General features: G+C 72.4%; 22 protein-coding genes and 1 pseudogene. 17 read left to right on the top strand and 6 right to left on the bottom strand.

Going from position 1 to position 20,786, the window contains the following annotated elements:
* Positions 1-53 precede the first annotated feature (53 nt).
* From E4P43_RS09050 to E4P43_RS09065, 5 genes are all read left to right on the top strand, one after another.
* Positions 54-2,075, top strand: a complete 2,022-nt coding sequence (locus E4P43_RS09050) for a DEAD/DEAH box helicase family protein (RefSeq protein ID WP_135145124.1) — start codon at positions 54-56, stop codon at positions 2,073-2,075.
* On the top strand, positions 2,029-2,823 hold the full coding sequence (locus tag E4P43_RS09055) for a type I restriction-modification enzyme R subunit C-terminal domain-containing protein (protein ID WP_135145125.1): 795 nt from the start codon (positions 2,029-2,031) through the stop codon (positions 2,821-2,823). The genes E4P43_RS09050 and E4P43_RS09055 overlap by 47 nt, the downstream gene beginning before the upstream one ends.
* Entirely contained in the window at positions 2,820-4,109 is a 1,290-nt protein-coding gene (locus tag E4P43_RS09060) for a restriction endonuclease subunit S (RefSeq protein ID WP_135145126.1), read from the top strand. The genes E4P43_RS09055 and E4P43_RS09060 overlap by 4 nt, the downstream gene beginning before the upstream one ends.
* 316 nt (positions 4,110-4,425) lie before the next feature.
* Positions 4,426-4,578 (top strand): hypothetical protein, encoded by a 153-nt coding sequence (locus E4P43_RS19885; protein WP_167759132.1) that lies wholly within the window; start codon positions 4,426-4,428, stop codon positions 4,576-4,578.
* Complete coding sequence (locus tag E4P43_RS09065) at positions 4,575-5,345, top strand: hypothetical protein (RefSeq protein WP_135145127.1); 771 nt, start codon at positions 4,575-4,577, stop codon at positions 5,343-5,345. The genes E4P43_RS19885 and E4P43_RS09065 overlap by 4 nt, the downstream gene beginning before the upstream one ends.
* A gap of 43 nt (positions 5,346-5,388) precedes the next feature.
* Here E4P43_RS09065 and E4P43_RS09070 read toward each other — a convergent pair whose 3' ends face one another.
* A complete protein-coding gene (locus E4P43_RS09070) occupies positions 5,389-6,603 on the bottom strand; it encodes an HNH endonuclease signature motif containing protein (protein WP_135145128.1) in 1,215 nt (404 codons plus the stop codon).
* A 225-nt stretch (positions 6,604-6,828) separates the two neighbouring features.
* Here E4P43_RS09070 and E4P43_RS09075 point away from each other — a divergent pair, with 225 nt between their 5' ends.
* From E4P43_RS09075 to E4P43_RS09100, 6 genes are all read left to right on the top strand, one after another.
* Positions 6,829-8,325, top strand: a complete 1,497-nt coding sequence (locus tag E4P43_RS09075) for a class I SAM-dependent DNA methyltransferase (protein ID WP_135145129.1) — start codon at positions 6,829-6,831, stop codon at positions 8,323-8,325.
* A 24-nt stretch (positions 8,326-8,349) separates the two neighbouring features.
* The gene (locus tag E4P43_RS09080) at positions 8,350-9,204 is read left to right on the top strand and encodes an AraC family transcriptional regulator (RefSeq protein WP_135145130.1); all 855 of its coding nucleotides are present in this window, start codon (positions 8,350-8,352) and stop codon (positions 9,202-9,204) included.
* The gene (locus tag E4P43_RS09085; RefSeq protein WP_135145131.1) at positions 9,201-9,590 is read left to right on the top strand and encodes a VOC family protein; all 390 of its coding nucleotides are present in this window, start codon (positions 9,201-9,203) and stop codon (positions 9,588-9,590) included. The genes E4P43_RS09080 and E4P43_RS09085 overlap by 4 nt, the downstream gene beginning before the upstream one ends.
* Positions 9,587-9,913, top strand: a complete 327-nt coding sequence (locus E4P43_RS09090; protein ID WP_135145132.1) for a hypothetical protein — start codon at positions 9,587-9,589, stop codon at positions 9,911-9,913. Before E4P43_RS09085 ends, E4P43_RS09090 begins: the two co-directional genes overlap by 4 nt.
* 43 nt (positions 9,914-9,956) lie before the next feature.
* Positions 9,957-11,591: a phosphoglucomutase (alpha-D-glucose-1,6-bisphosphate-dependent) gene (gene pgm, locus E4P43_RS09095; protein WP_135145133.1), complete on the top strand. Its 1,635-nt coding sequence runs from the start codon at positions 9,957-9,959 to the stop codon at positions 11,589-11,591.
* Between the two features lie 70 nt (positions 11,592-11,661).
* Positions 11,662-12,294: a hypothetical protein gene (locus E4P43_RS09100; RefSeq protein ID WP_135145134.1), complete on the top strand. Its 633-nt coding sequence runs from the start codon at positions 11,662-11,664 to the stop codon at positions 12,292-12,294.
* Positions 12,295-12,316: 22 nt separating this feature from the next.
* Here E4P43_RS09100 and E4P43_RS09105 read toward each other — a convergent pair whose 3' ends face one another.
* Entirely contained in the window at positions 12,317-13,219 is a 903-nt protein-coding gene (locus E4P43_RS09105; protein ID WP_245159030.1) for a diguanylate cyclase, read from the bottom strand.
* A 153-nt stretch (positions 13,220-13,372) separates the two neighbouring features.
* Here E4P43_RS09105 and E4P43_RS09110 point away from each other — a divergent pair, with 153 nt between their 5' ends.
* From E4P43_RS09110 to E4P43_RS09120, 3 genes are all read left to right on the top strand, one after another.
* Complete coding sequence (locus E4P43_RS09110; RefSeq protein WP_135145135.1) at positions 13,373-14,311, top strand: hydroxymethylglutaryl-CoA lyase; 939 nt, start codon at positions 13,373-13,375, stop codon at positions 14,309-14,311.
* Positions 14,308-14,814 carry a flavin reductase family protein gene (locus E4P43_RS09115; RefSeq protein ID WP_245159031.1) on the top strand — a complete coding sequence of 169 codons (507 nt, stop codon included), beginning with the start codon at positions 14,308-14,310 and terminating at the stop codon, positions 14,812-14,814. The genes E4P43_RS09110 and E4P43_RS09115 overlap by 4 nt, the downstream gene beginning before the upstream one ends.
* 69 nt (positions 14,815-14,883) lie before the next feature.
* A complete protein-coding gene (locus tag E4P43_RS09120; RefSeq protein WP_245159036.1) occupies positions 14,884-15,666 on the top strand; it encodes a hypothetical protein in 783 nt (260 codons plus the stop codon).
* A 13-nt stretch (positions 15,667-15,679) separates the two neighbouring features.
* On the opposite strand, the gene E4P43_RS09125 is transcribed toward E4P43_RS09120, so the two are convergent.
* From E4P43_RS09125 to E4P43_RS20485, 4 genes and pseudogenes are all read right to left on the bottom strand, one after another.
* Complete coding sequence (locus E4P43_RS09125; protein ID WP_209313805.1) at positions 15,680-16,123, bottom strand: hypothetical protein; 444 nt, start codon at positions 16,121-16,123, stop codon at positions 15,680-15,682.
* Positions 16,116-16,481, bottom strand: a complete 366-nt coding sequence (locus E4P43_RS09130; RefSeq protein ID WP_245159032.1) for a hypothetical protein — start codon at positions 16,479-16,481, stop codon at positions 16,116-16,118. Before E4P43_RS09130 ends, E4P43_RS09125 begins: the two co-directional genes overlap by 8 nt.
* An 81-nt stretch (positions 16,482-16,562) precedes the next feature.
* The gene (locus E4P43_RS20480; RefSeq protein ID WP_245159033.1) at positions 16,563-16,820 is read right to left on the bottom strand and encodes an aldo/keto reductase; all 258 of its coding nucleotides are present in this window, start codon (positions 16,818-16,820) and stop codon (positions 16,563-16,565) included.
* A 106-nt stretch (positions 16,821-16,926) separates the two neighbouring features.
* A pseudogene (locus E4P43_RS20485) lies at positions 16,927-17,424 on the bottom strand (aldo/keto reductase); the annotation flags it as partial.
* A 77-nt stretch (positions 17,425-17,501) separates the two neighbouring features.
* Here E4P43_RS20485 and E4P43_RS09140 point away from each other — a divergent pair.
* The 3 genes from E4P43_RS09140 (at position 17,502) to E4P43_RS09150 (ending at position 20,721) form a co-directional block, all read left to right on the top strand.
* Entirely contained in the window at positions 17,502-18,410 is a 909-nt protein-coding gene (locus E4P43_RS09140) for an iron chelate uptake ABC transporter family permease subunit (protein ID WP_209313806.1), read from the top strand.
* Positions 18,407-19,165 (top strand): ATP-binding cassette domain-containing protein, encoded by a 759-nt coding sequence (locus E4P43_RS09145; protein ID WP_135145137.1) that lies wholly within the window; start codon positions 18,407-18,409, stop codon positions 19,163-19,165. The genes E4P43_RS09140 and E4P43_RS09145 overlap by 4 nt, the downstream gene beginning before the upstream one ends.
* A gap of 86 nt (positions 19,166-19,251) precedes the next feature.
* Positions 19,252-20,721, top strand: a complete 1,470-nt coding sequence (locus E4P43_RS09150) for a S8 family serine peptidase (RefSeq protein WP_135145138.1) — start codon at positions 19,252-19,254, stop codon at positions 20,719-20,721.
* The last annotated feature ends 65 nt before the right edge of the window (positions 20,722-20,786 follow it).

A 20,786-nucleotide genomic window follows, 5' to 3' on the forward strand; every position in this document is an offset into this window, starting at 1 on the left:
TCTGGGTGGCGCACTGGTTGCGAGACGCATCAAGTCCTATCGTCCCCAGGGCCATGGAGAACACGGGGGACATCACCCAGCTCGCCGCTGAGCAGCGGGCGCGCGTGCTGATCGACCGCCAGCTGCGTGCCGCCGGCTGGGAGGTCCAGGACCGGAACAAGGCCAACCTGTCGTTCCCCGGGGTCGCGGTTCGTGAGGCGGTCATGGCGCCGGGCCACGGCCGGGCGGACTACCTGCTCTACGTGGACAAGCGCGCTGTCGGTGTCATCGAGGCCAAGCCGGAGGGGACGACGCTGTCCGGCGTCGAGTGGCAGTCCGCGCGGTACGCGACCGGGCTGCCGCCGGCCGTGCGTCTCAAGGCGCTCACGCTGGACGACCGGCTGCCGTTCGTGTTCGAGGCGTCCGGCTCGGAGGTGCACCTCACCAACGGTTACGACCCGGTACCCCGGGCCCGGCGCGTGTTCAGCTTCCCGCGGCCCGAGACGCTGGCCCGCACGATCCGGGAGGCGGAGGCCGATCCCGCTGCAGCCACCTGGCGCGCGCGGGTCCGGTCGATGCCGCCGCTCCTCACGGAGGGCTTGCGACCGGCGCAGATCACGGCCATCGAGGGGATCGAGCGGTCGCTGGCCGAGCAGCGGTACAGCCGGTCGCTGGTCCAGATGGCGACCGGGGCCGGGAAGACCTACACCGCCGTCACCACCTGCTACCGGCTGCTCAAGCACGGCGGCTTCCGGCGGATCCTCTTCCTGGTCGACCGGAACAACCTCGGCAGCCAGACGCTGGCGGAGTTCCAGAACTACGCCACGCCCGACGACGGCCGGCGGCTGACCGAGATCTACAACGTCAACGCCCTGACCAGCGCGGGGATGCTGGACTCCTCGTCGATCGTGGTCTCGACGATTCAGCGGGTCTACGCCGCGCTGCAGGGCCGGACGGTCGAGGACGTCGACGACCCGGGCGTGGACAACTACGTCCCGGACGCGCCGGTCGACGTCTCCTACAACCCGCAGATGCCGCCGGAGGCCTTCGACCTGGTCATCGTCGACGAGGCGCACCGGTCGATCTACGGCGTCTGGCGGGGCGTGCTCGAGTACTTCGACGCGCACATCGTGGGGCTCACCGCGACGCCGGTGAAGCAGACGTTCGGCTTCTTCCAGCAGAACCTGGTCTCGGAGTACACCTACGCCGAGTCCGTGGCGGACAATGTGAACGTCGACTTCGACGTCTACCGGATCAAGACGCAGATCTCGGACGCCGGCGCGACGATCGAGGCGGGCACCGTCATCCCGAAGGTCGACCGCCGGACGCGTGTGCAGCGGTACGAGTCCTTGGACGACGACGTCACGTACACCGCGACCCAACTGGACCGGGCGGTGACGGCGAAGAACCAGATCCGGTTGGTGCTCGAGACTTTCCGGGACCGGTTGTTCACCGAGATCTTCCCGGGCCGGTCGACCGTGCCGAAGACGCTGATCTTCTGCAAGGACGACAACCACGCCGAAGAGGTCGTGACGGCGGTCCGCGAGGTGTTCGGCCAGGGGAACGACTTCGCAGCGAAGATCACCTACAACGCCAAGGACCCGAAGGGCGCGCTCAAGGCGTTCCGGACCTCGCCGACCCTCCGTGTGGCGGTGACCGTGGACATGATCGCGACCGGGACCGACGTCCGGCCGCTGGAGTGCGTGTTCTTCATGCGGGACGTGCGCTCGGCGTCCTACTTCGAGCAGATGAAAGGGCCGCGGGTCCCGGACCATCGCCCCTACGGACTTCCAGCTGGTGACGCCGGACGCGGAGACCAAGACCCGGTTCGTGCTGGTGGACGCCGTGGGTGTCACGGAGCACCCGCACGTGGACGCGACGCCGCTGGAGCGGAAGAAGTCGGTCTCGCTCAGCCGGCTGCTGGACAAGGCCGGGATGTACGAGCTGGACGAGGACGAGACGGCGTCGCTGGCGTCCCGGCTCGCGAAGCTGGAACTCGATCTCACCCCGGCCGAGCGCGCCGAGCTCGACGAGGTGGCCGGTGGGTCGATGCGGTCGATCGTCCAGGGGCTCGTGCACGCCGTGGACCCCGATGAGCAGGCCACGGCGATCGCTGCTCGACCCGACGACCCGGCGGGGGCGGTGCAGGACCTGCTCGATGCGGCGCTGGAGCCGCTGGCGTCACGTCCCGAGCTGCGGGAGCGGATCAAGGAGCTGCGCCGCCAGCACGACCAGCTGATCGACGACGTGACCCCGGACGTGCTGATCGATGCCGGCGGTGTCGTGGACACCGCGAAGGCGCGATCCGTCGTGACGTCGTGGAAGGCGTACCTGGAGGAGCACCGCAGCGAGATCACGGCGCTGGAGCTGCTGTACTCGCAGCCCGGGGACAAGAGCGTGACGTTCACCGAGCTCCGCGAGCTGGCCGACCGGATCAAGCGACCGCCGCACAACTGGACGCCGGACCTGATCTGGGCGGCGTACGAGGCGATCGAGGTCGGCAAGGTCACCCACGCCGACCGGCACACGGTGACGGATCTGGTGTCGCTCGTGAGGTTCACTCTGGGGGCCGACGACCGCCTCGAGCCCTTCGCCACGAAGGTGACCGAGCGGTACCGGGCGTGGCTGACGCAGCAGGAGCAGGCCGGAGCGGCCTTCACCGAGCGCCAGCGCTGGTGGCTGGACCGGATGGCCGACGTGATCGCCGCGTCGGCCGGCATCACGGAGGACGACCTGGACAACGTGCCCTTCACCGAGCACGGCGGAGTCGACGGCCTGATCCGCGACCTCGGCGACAAGGCGGCCGTGTACCTCGCCGACCTCAACCGCGAGCTGACGGCGTGAGCGGGGTCCCCGCGGGCTGGCGGGAGCTCTCGCTATCTCAGATCGCCGAGGGTGGCGTGTTCAGCGACGGTGACTGGGTTGAATCGAAAGATCAAGACGCCGCCGGCACCGTCCGGTTGACGCAGCTCGCGGACGTAGGTACCGCCCGCTTCAGGGATCGTTCGGACCGGTGGATGCGTCCGGATCAGGTCGCAGCCGTTCGCGGAACGCTGCTGAAGCCTGGTGATGTGCTGATCGCCCGAATGCCAGACCCGATCGGCCGAGCATGCTTGTTCCCTTCCGGTATGCCCTATGAGGCGGTGACGGCAGTAGACGTTGCGATCCTTCGAATCGCACGTCTGGACATCGACCCCGCATATGTCATGTGGGGTATCAACTCCCCCGGATTCCATGCCCGCGTGGTTGCACAGCAGTCAGGTACAACGCGGAAGCGAATCTCGCGGAAGAAGCTCGCGGCGTTGACGTTGCCCGTGCCGCCGTTGCCCGAGCAGCAGCGCATCGTCGAACTGCTGGAGGACCACCTCTCCCGCCTCGACGCCGCACGGGACTACGTGGCCGCGGTGGGTGCACGTACGGCTGCTCTGGCGGCATCCGCACTGGCGGCGGCACTCAGTCGGAGCTCGGCGAGAACGGTGCAGCTCGCGGAGGTCTTGTCTCAGCCAATCGCGAACGGTCGGTCAGTGCCGTCGCACCACGAGGGCTTCCCCGTGCTCCGTCTGACGGCGCTCAAATCCGGTCGAGTCGACCTCGGACAGAGGAAGTCGGGGGCCTGGACCGCGGAGGAGGCAGCCCCCTTCCTCGTGCGCCAGGGTGACTTCATGGTGGCTCGCGGAAATGGGAGCATCCGCCTCGTTGGAGGCGGCGGGCTGGTGCCTGCTGTACCCGAGCCTGTTGCGTTTCCAGACACCATGATGAGAGTCAGAATCGATGAGACGCTCATGTCCGCGGAGTTCCTCTCTCTTGTGTGGAACTCACCTATCGTTCGCCGACAGATCGAATCTCAAGCACGAACGACCGCGGGGATCTATAAGGTCAACCAGAAGCAGCTCGCTGCAATCCAGCTCCCCTTGCCGTCGATCGGCGATCAGCAGTCGATCATCCGATCCGTGGGCGTCTTGACCGAAGGCGCAGTCCGCCTTGAGGCAGCAGCTTGGACCGCGGCGGCAAGAGAAGCGGCGCTCCGCCGGGCCCTCCTCGCGGCTGCCTTCTCGGGGCGGCTGACTGGGGCCCGCGCCAACACGGTGCGTGGCGAGGGGCTGGCGGAGCGCCGTGCCGGCCTGGGGTGAATTCTCGATTGCGCAGGCTCGCCATCTGTTGAGTGGCCGGGCCAACGCGCTCGTCATCGGGCCAGTCGTTTGGACAGCAATCAATGGCGCCTGGCGTGGCCGGGTCGAGTGCCTTGTGGCGAACATGCCTGGATGCGCTGTCGTGCTCGAGATCCAAATACGGCCTTCGCGACCGAGTGAACCCACTGTCGTCCTCAATCTCAACGGCTCCCTGTGCCGTCGCGTTGACGTCAACGGTGCCCACCGCGTCGGCCCTCGCTTGAAGAGATGGACGCACGTGCAGGGGCGGGACAGCTCCGACGAGCCCGATCGGCTGATGCCTGACCCGCCCGAGTGGTTCCCCGACGTGCCGTTTGGCTCGGTGGTCTCACCGGACGCCTACCATCAGGTGTTCGTCGCGGCGGCAAGACTCTTCCAGATCGAAACCTCCGGCCTGAACTGGGACGATCCACCTGAGGAGGCGCCATGAGCATCGATGTCGATTTGGACTTGGCGGCCGTCTTCTCGGGCGCCGTGAGGGAAAGCGCCATCGACGTGCCGTACGGAGACGGTCGTCTACTGACGCTGCCGTGGGCTCTGCACAACGGCGAGTGCGTTGCGATCTTGGTCGAGCCGGTGGCTGAAGGTCTGTATCGCCTCAGCGACCGAGGCTTGGCAGCGGATGCGCTCGCCACGGCCAACGTCGACTTGGGCAGCCCGAGCCTGCAAGGCCGGTGGCAGGCAGTGCAGCGTTCGCTTGCGTTGCGCCCATCCGTGGTGCCACCGCCCAACGCTTACGAGTTGTCCGGCGACGCGACGACCGATGAGCTCGGGACTGCACTGACAACACTCGCTGAGGCTGTCTTGCGAGCGGACGGTTTGCAGATTTTGGGTAAGCCCGACCGTCAGCTGACCTTTGCCGAACGGGTGGTCAAAGACGTGTACGCCGCGGAGCTACCGGCCACTCCGCGCGCCCCACTGCCGAACCGATTCGGAGGGCAGCGCCGAGTCACCTGTCGGATCGATCCCCCGCGTAAGCCTGCACTGTTCGTTCAGGCCCTGGCGTCCGGTGACCCGAACGCGTCGTACGACCATGCGCGGGCGCTATTCGCTGATGCGCAGATCGACCGGCAGCAACTGGTCTCCGTCATCCAGCCGCACTGGGGCCAGCCGTGGCATCGAGAGGCATTGGCGGCCGTTAGTCACGTGGTCGATGGAGATCAGTGGCACGCCGAGCTTCGACGGCTGGCAGCCTGATCCTGCTTGAGCGGTCCCCCGCGCCGAAAGGCGACGGCCGAGGTCAGGGGCCGGCCCGGCTGAGGACTTCCGTCCCATCCGGCCGGTACGTGTGCCAGCGGCCGGTGCCGGGATCTCGGCGGATGGTGAAGCCGCCCTCGTGGCAGCTCGTGTGGTGGCGCTCGCAAAGAAGAGCGCCGTTGTCGCAGCTGGTCGGACCGCCGTGCGCCCAGTGGACGACGTGGTGGACGTCGCACCACTCCGGCGGGGCGTCACAGCCGGCGAAGACGCAGTGCCCGTCGCGGAGCTCGATAGCTCGGCGGATCGCCGCGCTCGCCGTCCGCTGAGCGCGGCCGACGTCCAACGGCAGACCGTTGGGCCCGGTGATGATGCGGACGACGCTCGCGTCGCAGGCCAGCCGCCGCGCCGTCTCCGGGTTGATCGGACCGGCCCAGCCGAGGGAACCGCCCGAGACGCCCGGGGCCCCACGCTCTGCGCACAGCGCGAACCAGTCGATCGTCACCCGCACGTGCGGCCGCTCGCCGCGGACAGCGGGGAGCGAGCCGCCGTCGAGGGCCCCGCGTGCCAGCGCGACCAGCGCGTCGCCCTGCCGCTCGGCGTGGGAGCGGAGATCGCCGGCGGGGCGGTCGCCGTTCATCAGGGCGCCGAGAGCGGTGTGCAGGCACTCGCCGCCGGCGGCGTCCAGCTCCCCGCGCAGGTACACGCGCCCGTCCATGCCGGTCGCCATGGTGAACCGCCGGCGGACGTCGGCGGCGTCGTCGAGGCTGCCGTCCGGATCGACGCCGGCCACCCACGCCTTCACGCCGCGGGCAGTCTCGTGTGGGGCGGTCGCGCGGGCCAGACCGGCCAGGATGGCGTCGGTCTCGCCGAGGTCGATCCCCGCCTCGGCCGCCTTGGCGATCCGCCCCGGCGTCAGCGCCTTCGTGATGACCCGGGCGTGCGCTGCGCTGATGGCTCCGTCAGCGAACGCGGCCGCCGTCTCCGGCAGCTGCTCGAGCCGCCGCCCCGTCGACACCGTCGCCGTCGCCTGCTCCGGCGCCATCCGGCAGCTGCCGCGCAGCCAGGCCTTCATGGAGACCGCGCCGTCGCGGCGGTAGGCCTCGCGGCGGTCGGCGGCGCGCACGGCCGAGGTGAGCGCCGCGGCGACGCGATTGGCCGTGGTGCTCAGCTCGCCGACGAGGTCGAGCAGTGTGTCGTCCGACAGCTCGGCGAGCTCGACGGCAGCCAGCTGGTCGAGGGCGGAACGGAGTTCGGACACGTGCTCGCTCCCTTCCCGGACGACCTCGCCGACACCCCGACACTAGGCGGGGGGTACGACAGAAAAGTCCAGCTCAGAAGGGATACGAGAAGACGTCGTCGATGAATGGGAAGCCGGTCCGCAGGCGTCCCGCCACGCCGGGCCGACCGCTGAGGGGAGGCCGCTCGCGCGGCGTGCGAGCATCGAGGGCATGCGGGGAACGCGCCCGCCGACGCGGGGAGAGCAGTGACCGAGGCACGGCGGCTGGTCGACAAGCTGTGGAGCTACTGCAACGTCCTGCGCGACGACGGCGTCTCCACCATCGAGTACACCGAGCAGCTGACCTACCTGCTCTTCCTCAAGATGGCCCACGAGCGCGAGACCCGGCCGCTCAAGCCCGAGCGCATCGTCCCGGCGCACTGCTCCTGGCAACTCCTGCTCGACGCGGACGGCGACGAACTCGAAGACCTGTATCGGCGCATCCTGCAGGACCTCGCCCGTCAGCCCGGCGTCCTGGGCGTCGTCTTCCGCAAGGCGCAGAACCGGATCCAGGACCCGGCCAAGCTCAAGCGCCTCGTCGTCGACCTGATCGACAAGGAGAACTGGTCGGCGTCGGGCACGGACATCAAGGGTGATGCGTACGAGTCGCTGCTGGCCAAGGGCGCCGAGGACATCAAGTCGGGCGCCGGCCAGTACTTCACCCCGCGCCCGTTGATCCAGGCGATGGTCGACTGCCTGCAGCCGACGGCGGCGGACACGGTCATCGACCCTGCCGCCGGCACCGGCGGCTTCCTGCTGGCCGCGCACGAGTATGCCTCGAAGCACGCCCAGGACATGACGCCGGAGGAGCGCGACCACCTGCGGGACGCCTTCGCGCACGGGGTCGAGCTGGTCGACGGCACCGCCCGGCTGGCCGCCATGAACCTCATCCTGCACGGCATCGGCAAGCCCAGCGGGCAGAGCCTCATCGAGGTGAAGGACGCGCTGCTCGCCGACCCGGGTCAGCGGTACTCCGTCGTCCTCTCCAACCCGCCGTTCGGGCGGAAGAGCTCGATCACGATGGTCGGCGCCGACGGCCGTGAGGCGCGCGAGGACCGGGAGATCGAGCGGGCGGACTTCGTCGTCACCACGGCGAACAAGCAGCTCAACTTCCTGCAGCACATCGCCACGATCATGAAGATGTCCGGCCGGGCGGCCGTGGTCCTGCCCGACAACGTGCTCTTCGAGGGCGGCGCCGGCGAGACCATCCGCAAGAAGCTGCTGCGGGACTACGAGGTCCACACGCTGCTCCGGCTGCCGACCGGCATCTTCTACGCCCAGGGCGTCAAGGCGAACGTGCTGTTCTTCGACAAGAAGCCGGCCGCCGACCATGCGTGGACCGAGAAGCTGTGGGTCTACGACCTGCGAACCAACCAGCACTTCACGCTCAAGCAGAACCCGCTCCGGCGCAGCCACCTCGACAAGTTCGTCGAGTCGTACCGGCCCGGGCGTCCGCGCACGGAGCGGGTCGAGAGCGAGCGCTTCCGCTCCTTCACCTACGACGAGATCATGGCCCGCGACAAGGCCAACCTCGACATCACCTGGCTGAAGGACGCCTCCCTGGAGGACCTGGACGACCTTCCGGCGCCCGAGGTGATCGCGCGCGAGATCGTCGACGACCTCACGGCCGCGCTCGCCGAGTTCGAGGCAGTGGCGCTGGCGCTGGAGGAAGCCGGAGCGGCAGCGACACCCCTGGAGCCCTGAGCCGCCCGCTGCCATCCTGCGGGCATGCGGCAGGAGTCGATGGTGCACCGCCCGCACCCCGCGCTGCGCCCGTACGTCGCCGCGGCCGTCGGCTACGCGCACGAGGGCTTCCCGCCCGGCGAGCACCTGGGTCTGCCCTCCCCCTGGCTGACGCTGGTCCTCACCCTCGACGAACCGCTGGTCATGGCCGCCCACCCCGACCCCGCGCAGGCGCCGGGCAGCTTCGACGCGCTGGTCGGCGGCCTGCACACGCGGCCGGCGCGGATCGTCCACCCCGGCCGGCAGGCCGGCATCCAGCTCTCCCTCACCCCGGCCGGCGCCCGGGCGCTGCTGGGCGTGCCCGCCGGCGCGCTGGCCTCGGTGGACACGCACCTGGAGGACCTGCTCGGTCCCGCGGCGGCCGAGCTGCTGGACCGGCTCCGGGCTTCCGCCGGCTGGGCAGCCCGGTTCGCGACGCTCGACGCCGCGCTGGTGCGCCGGCTGCGCACCGCCGACGACGTCCCGGCCGAGGTCGCCCGCGCCTGGCGGCTGACGACGGCGTCGCACGGCCGGCTGCGGGTGTCCGACGTCGCTGCCCGGGTGGGCTGGTCGACCCGGCACCTGGAGCAGCGGTTCCGCGCCGAGACGGGGCTGGGCCCCAAGGAGGCGGCGCGGGTCGTCCGCTTCGACCGCGCCCGGCGGGCCCTGGCCGGTCGCGTCACCGCGGGCCTGCCCGCCGACCTCGCCGGCCTGGCCGCCCGCTGCGGGTTCTCCGACCAGGCACACCTGACCCGCGAGTGGCGGGCCTTCTCCGGTCTGCCGCCCACCCGGTGGCTGGCCGCCGAGCTCGGATACGTCCAAGACACGACGGCCCTCGACGCGGCACTCTCCGGCTCATGACGACTCCCCCGCCCACGGTCTGGCCCGCCTTCCGCGCGACCGACGCGCCCGCCCTCGTCCGCTGGCTGGTCGACGTCCTTGGCTTCACCGAGACCCTCGTCGTCCGCGACGGCGACCTGGTGGCGCACGCCGAGCTCGCCTGGCCGCCCGGTGGCGGCGTGATGCTTGGCTCGGTCCGCGACGACGGGGACTGGCCCGCGCGGACGGCCGGCGCCTACGTCGTCACCGACGACGTCGAGACGGTGTGGGCACGCGTGCAGGCGGCCGGCGCCGACGTCCTCCGGCCGCTGCAGTCCCCGCCGTACGGCGGCCAGGAGTTCACAGTCCGCGACCCGGAGGGCAACAGCTGGAGCGTTGGCAGCTACCGCGGTGCGCCGCGGCCGTGACGCCCGCTGAGGTCCGCGCCCTCGCCCTCGCCCTGCCGGAGGTGACCGAGGGCGACCACCACGGCCGGAACGCCTTCCGGCTCGGCACCCGGGTGCTGGCCACCCAGTGGGCCGACGACCAGCTCAACGTGATGCTCGACGAGCCCACCGCCCGGGCGGTCGAGGGCGGTCCGTGCAGCCTCCTGCGGTGGGGCGAGAAGCTCGCCGGCGTCCGGGTCGACCTCTCCGCGGCGACCCCGGAGCTGGTCGGCGAGCTGCTGCAGGAGGCGTGGGCCCGGCGGGCGCCCGCCCGGCTGCTGCGGGAGCACCCCCCGAAGGTCTGACCGTCGGTCGCGCGACGGCGGCGCGGCAGCCAAGATCAACGGCATGAGCGAAGGACGTGCCGGACAGCCCGCCCAGCCCAGCGACCTGATCGACGTCGCCTCCCTGGTCACGGCCTACTACACGCGCGAGCCGGACCCGGCCGACCCCGGCCAGCAGGTCTCCTTCGGCACGAGCGGCCACCGCGGGTCCGCCTTCGACTCGGCGTTCAACGAGGCGCACATCCTGGCCACGACCCAGGCCATCTGCGAGTACCGCGCGGCGCAGGGCTACGACGGCCCGCTCTTCCTCGGTCGCGACACCCACGCACTCTCCGAGCCGGCGTGGGCCAGTGCCCTGGAGGTCCTCGCCGCCAACGACGTCACCGTCCTGGTCGACGCCGCGGACCGGTACACGCCCACCCCGGCCATCAGCCACGCCATCCTGCGGGCGAACCGGGGCAAGCAGACCGGCCTCGCCGACGGCATCGTCGTCACCCCGTCGCACAACCCGCCCCGCGACGGCGGCTTCAAGTACAACCCGCCGTCGGGCGGCCCGGCCGACACCGATGCCACGAAGGTCATCGCCGACCGCGCCAACGAGCTGCTGCGCAGCGGGCTCGACGGCGTCCGCCGCATCCCCTTCACCCGCGCGCGCGGCCTGGCGCAGGCGCACGACTTCCTCGGCGACTACGTCGACGACCTGCCGAGCGTCCTCGACCTCGACGCCGTCCGCGAGGCCGGGGTCCGCATCGGCGCGGACCCGCTCGGCGGCGCCAGCGTCGACTACTGGGCCGCGATCGCCGAGCGGCACCGTCTCGACCTCACCGTCGTCAACCCGCTGGTCGACCCCACGTGGCGGTTCATGACGCTGGACTGGGACGGCAAGATCCGCATGGACTGCTCGTCACCGGCGGCGATGGCCTCGCTGATCGACAAGCGGGGGGACTACGCGATCGCCACCGGCAACGACGCCGACTCCGACCGCCACGGCATCGTCACACTCGACGGCGGCCTGATGAACCCGAACCACTTCCTCGCCGTCGCCATCGACTACCTGTTCCGGAACCGGCCGGCGTGGGGTGCGGACGTCGCCGTCGGCAAGACGCTGGTCTCCTCCTCGCTGATCGACCGCGTGGTGGCCGGCATGGGCCGGCGGCTGGTGGAGGTGCCGGTCGGCTTCAAGTGGTTCGTCCCCGGGCTGCTCGACGGGTCGGTCGGGTTCGGTGGCGAGGAGTCCGCCGGGGCCTCGTTCCTCCGGCGGGACGGCAGCGTCTGGACGACGGACAAGGACGGCATCCTGCTCGCGCTCCTGGCCAGCGAGATCCAGGCCGTGACGGGCCGGTCCCCCTCGCAGCTGCACGGCGAGCTCACCGCGCGGCACGGCGAGTCGGCGTACGCCCGCATCGACGCCCCGGCCACGCGCGAGCAGAAGGCCGCCCTGGGCAAGCTCTCCCCCGAGGACGTCCGTGCCTCCGAGCTGGCCGGCGAGCCGATCGTCGCCAAGCTGACCAGGGCGCCGGGCAACGACGCCTCCATCGGCGGGCTCAAGGTCGTCACCGAGAACGCCTGGTTCGCCGCGCGCCCCTCCGGCACCGAGGACGTCTACAAGGTCTACGCCGAGTCCTTCTCCGGCCCCGAGCACCTCGCCCGGGTGCAGGAGGAGGCGCGCGCGGTGGTCACGGAGGCCCTCGGCGGGTGACCCGCCCCCAGGGGTGAGGGCGGCCGTGTCGGCGTGGGTCCCGGCCCGCGCGGCGGGGCAGACTGGCCGCATGACGGACGGTCAGCAGTGGGGCCAGCCGCCGGTGGACCCGGGGGCGCAGCAGGGCCCGTACGGCCAGCCCCCGTACTACGGCCAGCCCCAGTACGGCCAATCCCCGTACTACGGCCAGCCCCAGTACGGCCAGCCCCCGTACGGCCAGCCCCCGTACTACGGGCAGCCGTACCAGCCCTACGGCCAGCCGGCCTACCCCGGGCCCGGCGGGTGGCCCGGCGCCGCCTGGCCGCACGGCCCGGGCCGTCCGGGCGCGGCGACGACGGCCACGGTGTTCGGCTTCGTCACCGGCGGGCTGACCGCCTTCGGCTCCCTCGTCATGCTCCTGGCGGTGCTCGCCGGTGACGCCGACGGCGCCACGCTGGTGCTGGCCCTCGGCCTGCCCTGCGCGGTCGGTCTGGTCGTCGGCGGTGCGCGCCTGCTGCAGCGCCGGTCGACCAAGGTCCTCTTCTGGTCGGCGATCGCCGCGCTCGCGGTGCTCGCGGCGGCACTGCTGACGGCCGTGGCGGACATGCCCGGCGACGAGGCCGCCGCCGTCGCGGCGTTCGTGCTGATGGCCTGCGTGCTCCCGGTCGTCACGGCGGTGCTCAGCCGCGTCCCGACCGTCACCGGCTGGGCCGACTCCGCCTGACCCCCGCCTCGGGGCCGCCGGGTCAGCGGCGGGCGTCCGGGCGCCGGCGGGCCTTGTCGGCGTACATGTCGTCGTCGGCCTCGCGGACCAGGCGCTCGTACACCTCGTCCGGCGCCTCGCCGCCGCGGGCGGTGCCGATCCCGATGCTGATGCCGACCGGCACCTGGGTGCCGTCGAGGTCCAGCGGCTCGGTGACCGTGGTGCGCAGCCGGTCGGCCAGCGCCTCGGCGTCGGCCCGCTGGGTGTTCTCGCAGACGATGCTGAACTCGTCGCCCCCCAGCCGCGCGGCGGTGTCGCTGGCCCGGAGGACCGAGCGGAGCCGGTCGGCGAAGGAGACGAGGACCAGGTCGCCCATGGGGTGACCGAGCTCGTCGTTGATCTTCTTGAACCCGTCGAGGTCGATGACCAGCACGCAGGTCGGGGTGTTCTCCCGGTGCCCGCGGTCGAGGGCGTGGCGCAGCCGGTCGTGGAACAGCAGGCGGTTCGGCAGCCCGGTGAGCGGGTCGTGCAGCGAGCGGTGGACCAGCTGCGCCTCCAGCGCCTTCCGCTCCGTGATGTCCTCGATGATCAGGACCAGGTGGGCCGCCTGGCCGTCGCCGGTCTCCGCCACCCAGGACGCGGTGATCTGCACCGGGACCGCGGAGCCGTCCTCCCGGACCAGCCGCGTCTCGTGCCGCATCGGGCGGTCCGGCTCGGCGCTCAGCGTCAGGTGCGCCTCGCGGGCCGCCCCGACGGCCTCCGGGTCGACCAGGTCCATGACGGAGCGGCCGTGCAGCTCCTCGGCCGACCGGCCCACCATCGCCGACAGCGCGGGGTTCACGTCCACGAGGAGGCCGCCCGGGGTCGTCAACGCGATGCCCATCGGCGCGTTGGCGAAGGCGCTCCGCCGGTCCGCCGGGGGCAGCGTGCCCACCACCTCGGTCACTCCACACCTCCCGTGCTGCACCCATCTTGCGGGACGCCTCCGACGCTCTGCTCCCCGGACCGGCCGCTCCCGTTCCGAGACGCCTGATCGGGGGAACGAACGGCAGGGGTGCAGGATGCTGGGGTACCCGCTGCACGCCCGGAGGAGACGCCGATGTCCGAGTTCGACCTGGTGCTGCCCACCACGGTGGACGTCCGCGAGGTCGGCATGCGCGACGGGCTCCAGCTGGAGGAGCCGGTCCCGCTCGCCGGGAAGCTCCGGATGCTCGAGGCCCTGGTCGCGACCGGTGTCCGACGCATCGAGGCGACGTCGTTCGTCTCCCCGAAGGCAGTCCCCGCCCTCGCCGACGCCGACCAGCTCGCCGCCGAGCTCGCCCGCTGGCCGGAGGTGCACTGGTCGGCGCTGGTCGCCAACGCCCGCGGCGCGGTGCGCGCGGTGGACGCGGGCGTCGCCGACCTCGAGTACGTCGTCTCCGCCTCCGACGGGCACAGCCGCGCCAACGCGGGGCGCAGCACCGCCGAGGCGCTCGGTGCCGTCGGCGAGGTGGCCGCCCTGGCTCACGGGGCCGGCGGGTCGCTCGAGGTCATCATCGCCACCGCCTGGGACTGCCCCTTCGACGGGCGCACCCCGGTGGGGCGCACGGTCGACGTCGCCCGCGCCGCGGTCACCGCCGGTGCCGACCAGCTGTGCCTCGGCGACACGATCGGGACGACGACGCCGCTGCGCGTGGTCACCCTCGTCGACGCCGTCCGCCGCGCGTGCCCGGGCGTGGCCGTGGGCGTGCACTTCCACGACACCCGCGGCACGGGCCAGGCGAACGCGCTGGCCGCGATCCAGGCCGGGGTCACCCAGCTCGACGCCTCCGTCGGCGGGCTGGGCGGGTGCCCGTTCGCCCCCGGCGCGAGCGGCAACATCGCCACCGAGGAGCTGGTCTACATGCTGGAGGAGTCCGGCGTGCGCACCGGGATCGACCTCGACGCGCTGCTGGCCGCCGCCCGGGAGACCGAGCAGCAGGTCGGCCACGAGCTGCCGAGCTCGCTGTACCGCGCCGGCGGCCGGTCGGTGCCGCGGGTCGTGGAGGCCCGCGCGTGACCGCCGAGGAGACCCCGCGGATCGTCGACCCGCGGCTGATGCGGGACGTGCTCGGCCACTTCGCCTCCGGGGTGACGGTGCTGACCGCCCAGACGCCGGACGGGCCGATCGGGTTCACCTGCCAGTCCTTCAGCTCGCTGTCCCTGGACCCGCCGCTGGTCGCCTTCGCGCCGGCGCGCACCTCCCGCACCTGGCCACGGCTGCGCGACATCGGGCGGTTCTGCGTCAACGTCCTCGCCGAGGGCCAGGACGACGTCTCGCAGAACTTCGCCCGGTCCGGCGTGGACAAGTTCGCCGGGGTGCCGTGGGCGCCCAGCCCGCACGGCTCCCCGGTCCTGGACGGCGTCATCGCCTGGATCGACGGCGAGCTGTGGGCCGAGTACGACGGCGGCGACCACACGATCGTCGTCGCCCGGGTGCTGGACCTGGGTGCCTCCGCGGAGCGCCGTCCCCTGCTGTTCCACCGCGGCGCCTACGGGCTGCTGCACACCGGCGAGCACTGACGGTTCCCGCCGCTCGCTCCGGGGCACCGAGGGTGCGGGCACGCCCGCCGTGCCCGGACCGAGGGAGGCATGGCGATGGGACTGTTCGACCGGCTCTTCGGCCGCCGGCGGCGAGACGAGGACCGCTACCAGGACCGCGGCTACGAGCAGGGCTACGGCGGCGGCTACGACCAGGGGTACGGGCAGCCCGCCCCCCGGCGGCCCCGCTCCGCCGACGAGCAGGCCCTCGAGCGCTACCGCTACCTGCTGCGCACGGCGCCGCCGGACCAGATCGAGGAGGCGCACGCCGAGGCCTTCGCGCAGCTCACCCCGGAGCAGCGGCGCCAGGTGCTCACCCAGCTCGGCGAGGCCGGCGAGCGCCCGCTGGGCGACGACCCGCGCAGCCTGGCGCGGGCGGCGACCAGGGCCGAGATGCGCCAGCCCGGCATCCTGGAGCGGGCCTTCGGCCCCGGGCCCGGTCGCTACGGCCCCGGCCGCGGCCCGGCGTACGGCCCGGCGTACGGCCCGGCCTACGGGGGCGGCTACGGCGGCGGCTTCGGCGGCATGGGGATGGGCGGCATGATCGGCGGCAGCATGCTCGGCACGATCGGCGGCCTCGTGGTGGGAACCGCCGTCGCCGACGCGCTGTTCGACACCGGCCTGGGTTACGGCGGCCTGTTCGGCGGTGGCGACGAGGAGGCCTACGCGGCCGGCTACGAGGACGGCGCTGGCGCCGACGGGGGCGACTACGGCGGTGACCCCGGCGGGGACTTCGCCGGTGGGGCGGATGGCGGCTGGGGCGGGGACTACGGCGGCGGGGACTACGGCGGCGGGGACTTCGGGGGCGGGGACTTCGGCGGCGGGGACTTCTGAGCCGCCCCGCGGGTCAGGCCGGGCCGGCCGGGTCGCCGGCCCGGCGCCGCAGCAGCAGCAGGCCGAGGACCGGCAGCAGCAGCGGGACGTAGCCGTAGCCGCGGCCGAAGCCCGACCAGACCGTCTCGTCGGGGAAGGCGGCCGGGTCGACCAGCGACAGCGTCCCGACGACGAGGACGCCGACCAGCTCCACGGTGATCGCCGCGAGAGCCGTCCGTCGTCCGGTGCGGCCGCCCCGCACGAGGCCGACGGTGGCCACCACGTAGACGACCGCCGCCAGCGCCGACAGCAGGTAGGCCACGGGGGCCTCGTGGAACCGGGTGGCCAGCTGCACCCCGGCCCGGGCACCGGCGGCCAGCGCGAACACCGCGTAGAGCACCACGAGCACGCGGGTCGGTCCGCCGGAGGAGCCACCGGTGCTCTCCGCGGCCGGGCCGAGCACCGAACGGTCACGCACCGGTGGCCTCCCAGAGCTGGAGCAGCCGCCAGACCATGACCCCGATGGCCGCGGCGGCCACCGCGATGACGGTCCCCGCCCAGCGGCTGCGCTCGGTCCGCGCCCACAGCACGCCCGCGACCGGGATCAGCAGCGCGCCGACCAGGTAGCCGAGGAAGCTGGCGGTGTCGGCAGGGGTGTCACCACCGGCCATGGCCACCGCGGCCACGACCGCCTGCACCACCAGCAGCGCCTCGAGGACGCCGGCGCCGGCCAGGTGGACCAGGCCGATGCGCCGTCGGGCGAGGGTCGAGGCGATACCCAGCACCGTCAGGGCCCCCGCGACCACGGTGACGGCGACGACGAGCGGGGTCAGCACCCGCACAGTGTCCCGCGCCCGTCCCCGGCCCCCTCCAGAGGCTCGCCCCCCGGGCGTGCGAGGGGCGGGGAGGGGCCTCCGTCAGCGGTGGACGCTGGACATGTCCGGGTACCGGTCGCCCACCGCCGCGCCGGCGGGGGCGGCCTCGTCGAGGCGGCGGAGGTCGTCGTCGGAGAGCACCACGTCGGCGGCCGCGGCGTTCTCCTCCAGGTAGGAGATCCGCTTGGTGCCCGGGATGGGCACGACCACCGGGTTCCCCGGCCGGCCGCTCTGCGCCATCACCCACGCCAGCGCCAGCTGCCCCGCGGTGACGCCCTTCTCGTCGGCGATCTCGCGCACCCGCTCGACCAGGCGCAGGTTCCTGCTCGAACGCCTCCCCCTGGAACCGCGGGTTGTGCCGCCGGAAGTCGTCCTCGGCGAGGTCGTCGACGCTGCGGATCTGCCCGGACAGGAACCCCCGCCCCAGCGGGGAGTAGGCGACGAACCCGATGCCCAGCTCGGCGCAGGTGGCCAGCACGCCGTCCTCCTCCGGGTCGCGGGTCCACAGCGAGTACTCGGTCTGGACGGCGGTCAGCGGGGTGACGGCGTGCGCCCGCCGGATCGTCTCCGGTGCTGCCTCGGAGATCCCGGCGTGCCGGATCTTGCCGGCCTGCACCAGCTCGGCCATCGCGCCCCAGGTGTCCTCGACCGGCACGGAGGTGTCCACCCGGTGCTGGTAGTAGAGGTCGATGACGTCGACGCCGAGGCGCTGCAGCGAGGCGTCGCAGGCGCGGTGCACGTAGTCGGGGCGGCCGTTGATGCCGACGAAGGAGCCGTCCTCACGCCGCTCGTTGCCGAACTTGGTGGCGACGACGACCTCCTCGCGGCGGCCTGCGATCGCCCGGCCGACCAGCCGCTCGTTGGTGAACGGGCCGTACATGTCGGCCGTGTCGAGGAACGTCACCCCGAGGTCGAGCGCGCGGTGGATGGTGCGCAGCGACTCGTCCTCGTCACGGGCGCCGTAGAATGCTCGGCGGCGCCGTGCTGGCCCTCGTCGTCGGCTACCTGTTCACCGGCGTCCCCGGCTCGCTGGCCTTCGCGCTCGAGATCCGCAGCCTCACGGTGGCCGCGATGCTCGTCGTCTCCACGGCGGTCGGGGTCTCCACCGTGGTCTTCCACACCATCACGCAGAACCGCATCCTGACCCCCTCGATCATGGGGTTCGACGCGTTCTACGTGCTGATCTCCACGGTCATCGTCTTCGTCTCCGGGTCCGCGGCGTTCCTGGCGTTCGACGAGCTCACGCTCTGGTTCGTCCAGGTCGTGGTGATGGTCGCCTTCAGCGTGCTGCTGTTCACCTGGCTGTTCGGTGGCAAGCGGCGCTCCATCCACCTGATGCTCCTGGTCGGGATCGTGCTGGGCACGTTCTTCCGCAGCTTCACCGAGTGGATGCAGCGGATGCTCGACCCGCTGGACTTCCGGGTGCTCTCCGACGCCATGTTCGCGTCCCTGACCCGCCCGGACGAGACGCTGCTCGTGCTCAGCGCGGTCCTGGTGGCCCTCGGCTGCGCAGCGGTCGTGCCGCTGCGGCGCACCCTCGACGTCCTGACGCTGGGCGAGCCGACGGCCGTGGGCCTCGGCGTCGACCACCGCCGCGTCGTGATGGCCCTCTTCGCCGCGGTCTCGGTCATGATCGCCGCGTCGACGGCCCTGGTCGGGCCGATCCTGTTCTTCGGGCTGATCGTGGCCAACCTCGCGTACTCCTACGCCGGCTCGTTCCGGCACGCCTGGACGCTGCCCACGGCCGTCCTCCTGGGGATGGTCTGCCTGCTGGGCGGCCAGCTGGTCCTCGAACGGGCCTTCGGGTTCGGCGGCACCCTGTCGACGGTCATCGACTTCGCCGGCGGCCTGTTCTTCCTGTACCTCGTGCTCCGGAAGGGGGCGCGGTGATCGCGCTCGAGAACGTCACCAAGCGCTACGGCGGCCAGACGGTGGTCGACGACGTCTCCCTCACCCTCGGCGGCGAGGGCGTGACCGCGCTCATCGGCCCCAACGGGGCCGGGAAGACGACGCTGTTCAGCCTGGTCGGCCGGCTGGTCAAGCCCGACGCCGGCCGGGTGACCGTCGGCGGCCTGGACATCGCGACGACGCCGTCGGGCGACCTGGCCAAGACCCTCGCCGTGCTCCGCCAGGACAACCACGTCGCCGCCCGCCTCACGGTGCACGACCTCGTGGAGTTCGGCCGCTTCCCGCACTCCCGGGGGCGGCTCACGGTGGAGGACCGCGAGCACATCGAGCAGGCGATCAGCTACCTGGACCTCGGCGCCCACCGCGACCGGTTCCTCGACGAGCTCTCGGGCGGGCAGCGCCAGCGGGCGTTCATCGCCATGGTGCTGGCCCAGGACACGAAGTACGTCCTGCTCGACGAGCCGCTCAACAACCTCGACCTGCGGCACATGACCGAGATCATGCGGCTGGTCCGCCGGATGGCCGACGAGCTCGGCAAGCGGGTGATCACCGTGCTGCACGACATCAACTTCGCCGCCACCTGGTCCGGCCGCATCGTCGCGATGCGCGACGGCGTCGTCGTGGCCGACGCCCCGGCGCGGGAGATCATGCGCCCGGAGGTGCTGAAGGCCGTCTACGACACCACCGTCGACGTCCGGGAGATCGACGGCCGGCCGGTCGCCCTCTACTACGGCTGAGGGCCCGATCCCTACGCGCCGGTAACCTCGCGGCGCCCGGCTCGTTGGGACAGCGCACACACCGCCGTGTCCCGCGAGGAGAGCTCATGAGCCGGTCGTTGCGTCGCACCGTCGCACTGGGAGGGCTGTCCGTCGTCGCGGCGGCAGCCTTCGCCGCGCCCGCCCAGGCGGCCCCCGCCGCGCCGTCCGCCCCGGTGCAGGACTTCCTGGCCGAGCAGCTGGAGGGCCTGACCGGCCGGACCACGGTGATGGTGCACGGCACCGACATCGCCGCCGCGCGCGCCGCCGTCGCGGCGACCGGCATGCGGCTGGTCACCGAGTACGAGCGGATCGGGGTGGCCGTCGCCTCCGGTACCGCCGACCAGGTCGAGGCCGCGCGCACCCAGCCCGGCGTCACCTACCTCGAGGGCAACACCCCCATCGAGTTCGCGCAGGAGACCTCGAACACCGCCACCCGCGGGGCCGAGGCGGCCGCGACGCTCACCGGCGCGAACGGCGAGGCGCTGGACGGCAGCGGCGTCTCCGTGGCCGTCATCGACTCGGGCATCGACCCCAACCACCCGTACTTCCGCAACCCCGACGGCAGCAGCGCGGTGGTCGCCAACCTCAAGAGCCTGTGCCTGCTGGAGACCAGCACCAGCCCCGACTGCGTCGTCCGCGTGCCGGGGGTCGTCGACACCGACACGCTGTCGGTCGGCGGGCACGGCACGCACGTCAGCGGCATCGTCGGCGGCCGGCCGACGACGCTGCCCGACGGCGGGTCCTTCCAGGGCGCGGCCCCCGGCGCCAGCCTGGTGTCCATCTCGACCGGCGCTGTGCTGCTCATCGTGGGCGCGGACTCGGCGCTGAACTGGGTCCTGGAGAACCACGAGCAGCCCTGCGGCGCCGGCGTCCCCGCCTCGGTCTGCCCGCCGATCAAGGTGACCAACAACAGCTACGGGCCCAGCGGCGGCGGCGAGTTCGACCCGAACTCCGCGACGGTGAAGCTGCAGCGGGCGCTGGCCGCCGAGGGTGTCGTCACGGTCTGGGCCGCCGGCAACGACGGCGGCGACGGCTCCGCCTCGCTCACCAACCCGCCCGGCCAGGACCCGACCGGCGGCGTCCTGTCGGTGGCCTCCTACTACGACGAGGACACCGGGACCCGTGACGGCGTGGTCAGCGACTACTCCTCGCGCGGCGCGGCGGCCGACCCCTCGACCTGGCCGGACCTCTCCGCGCCGGGCGAGAACATCACCTCCGCCTGCCGGCCCTACCTGCCGATCTGCTCGACCGGCCTGGACTTCCGCAACGGCCCGGGCCTGCTGGACGTCGGCACCTTCAACACGATCAGCGGCACCTCGATGGCGGCCCCGCACGTCGCCGGCATCGTCGCCCAGCTCTTCCAGGCCGACCCGACGGCCACGCCGGCCGAGGTCGAGGCGGCGCTGAAGGGCACCACCCACCGCTACACCGACGGCGCCGCGTACCAGACAGTCGGCGGCTACCCGACGTCCTTCGACAAGGGCACGGGCCTGGTCGACGTGCCCGCGGCGGTGGCCCGGCTGACCGGGAGCTGACCAGCGGTTCCACGTGGAACACCTCGCGGGAGGCCGTCCCGCGCCCGAGTGATCTTGGTCTCGGC

Origin of the sequence: Blastococcus sp. TF02A-35 (assembly GCF_004571075.1) — a bacterium.
Taxonomy (GTDB): Bacteria; Actinomycetota; Actinomycetes; order Mycobacteriales; family Geodermatophilaceae; genus Blastococcus.

Excerpts from the sequence above, each read along its gene's own strand:
- E4P43_RS09100 (WP_135145134.1), top strand. The coding sequence starts at position 11,662 with ATGACGGACGGTCAGCAGTGGGGCCAGCCGCCGGTGGACCCGGGGGCG.
- E4P43_RS09080 (WP_135145130.1), top strand. The coding sequence starts at position 8,350 with ATGCGGCAGGAGTCGATGGTGCACCGCCCGCACCCCGCGCTGCGCCCG.
- E4P43_RS09150 (WP_135145138.1), top strand. The coding sequence starts at position 19,252 with ATGAGCCGGTCGTTGCGTCGCACCGTCGCACTGGGAGGGCTGTCCGTC.
- E4P43_RS19885 (WP_167759132.1), top strand. The coding sequence starts at position 4,426 with ATGCCTGACCCGCCCGAGTGGTTCCCCGACGTGCCGTTTGGCTCGGTG.
- E4P43_RS09120 (WP_245159036.1), top strand. The coding sequence starts at position 14,884 with ATGGCGATGGGACTGTTCGACCGGCTCTTCGGCCGCCGGCGGCGAGAC.
- E4P43_RS09055 (WP_135145125.1), top strand. The coding sequence starts at position 2,029 with ATGCGGTCGATCGTCCAGGGGCTCGTGCACGCCGTGGACCCCGATGAG.
- E4P43_RS09110 (WP_135145135.1), top strand. The coding sequence starts at position 13,373 with ATGTCCGAGTTCGACCTGGTGCTGCCCACCACGGTGGACGTCCGCGAG.
- pgm (WP_135145133.1), top strand. The coding sequence starts at position 9,957 with ATGAGCGAAGGACGTGCCGGACAGCCCGCCCAGCCCAGCGACCTGATC.
- E4P43_RS09085 (WP_135145131.1), top strand. The coding sequence starts at position 9,201 with ATGACGACTCCCCCGCCCACGGTCTGGCCCGCCTTCCGCGCGACCGAC.
- E4P43_RS09065 (WP_135145127.1), top strand. The coding sequence starts at position 4,575 with ATGAGCATCGATGTCGATTTGGACTTGGCGGCCGTCTTCTCGGGCGCC.
- E4P43_RS09050 (WP_135145124.1), top strand. The coding sequence starts at position 54 with ATGGAGAACACGGGGGACATCACCCAGCTCGCCGCTGAGCAGCGGGCG.